Annotated in this window: 1 protein-coding gene; it reads left to right on the top strand. The window is 44.3% G+C overall.

Features of this window, described 5'->3' with window-relative positions:
• Positions 1 to 105 precede the first annotated feature (105 nt).
• Positions 106 to 1095 (top strand): DNA topoisomerase subunit B, encoded by a 990-nt coding sequence (locus DEF47_RS12095; protein ID WP_012191827.1) that lies wholly within the window; start codon positions 106 to 108, stop codon positions 1093 to 1095.
• Positions 1096 to 1134 lie beyond the last annotated feature (39 nt).

Raw genomic sequence — 1134 nt, 5'->3', positions numbered from 1 at the left:
GCGGAGGGACGGAAGGGTGGCGAGACTCCTGATTCAAACCCATAAATGCTGAGAAAAGGTTTACGAATGGCCGATAATTCTCTTTATGCTGCTAGCAGGATTCAAATGCCAGCGAATCGTAGCCCAATTCAGCTTCGCCGCGAAAACCTAGGAATGTACTATGGTGGCAATGATGGAATAGCAATTCAACGGCTGTTAGTTGAATATGTCGATTTTCTCCTAAAAAGCCAACATGCTCAGCGGATTCAGATAACTATCTTGCCAGAGGCAGGCTTTGTTGTGCAAGATTTTGAGGCGACAATTGAATCCAATAATTTTTGTGGGTTGCCAGAAGATCAACTATTTCACTTGCTTGGTGCTGCTCAATATTGCACGATTGATCTCCATAAAGCTGGGCAACATTATCAATTAAGCTACAGCGGCGAGCCAACTGTTCCAGCATTACAGCTAGTTGGTTCCAGCCAAGCCAGCTGCCGAAGAATCCATTTTGTGCCTAACCACGCTATTTTTATAAATCGAACTAGCTCAATCCATCAATTCTTAGGTTCGTTGCGCGGCTTGGCAACGCTATTTCGAGGTTGTCGAATTGAGGTGGTTGACGTTATGCAAGCGACGACCAACCAGCTTTTTTACCCCAATGGCTTGCGTGATTATCTTGATGGGTTAATCTATCATGATCTGAATCCACAGCGATATTTAGAGTTTGAAGGCGCTAATGAGCATGTTCAAATCAAGCTTGGCCTGCGATTTGGCTATTTCAGTCGGATCGAGCAATGTTTACTGCGTTATAAGCATGTGCCGTTTGAGCCAAGTTATCGACGTGGGATACTCAAGGGTTTGGCCTCAGGATTAACAACTTATGCTCAAGCTCATGGCCAAATTACTGCCAGCCAAATAATCGAGCCAGCCCAAATTCGCGATTTTGGTTGTTTACTCGTTTTAGATCATGTACCTAAAACGCTCCAAGATGCAGGCGGGCGGCCCAGCGATCAGCTATTAATTGAAACGACAATTCAACAAATAATCCAGCAGCAACTCCCTGAGAAACTTGCAACATTATCCGATGCTGAAATTTATACATTGGTTATGTGGTAGGTTTCTGATCCATGAAGATTTTTAGCCACGAATTGCACG

Source organism: Herpetosiphon sp. (assembly GCF_003512625.1).
Taxonomy (GTDB): Bacteria; Chloroflexota; Chloroflexia; order Chloroflexales; family Herpetosiphonaceae; genus Herpetosiphon; species Herpetosiphon aurantiacus.
The sequence above is the reverse complement of the archived record's forward strand: the minus strand, read 5'-3'. Positions and strand labels throughout refer to the sequence as shown.

Bases quoted from the DNA above. Each gene is read 5' to 3' on its own strand.
- DEF47_RS12095 (WP_012191827.1), top strand. From the start codon at position 106: ATGCCAGCGAATCGTAGCCCAATTCAGCTTCGCCGCGAAAACCTAGGA.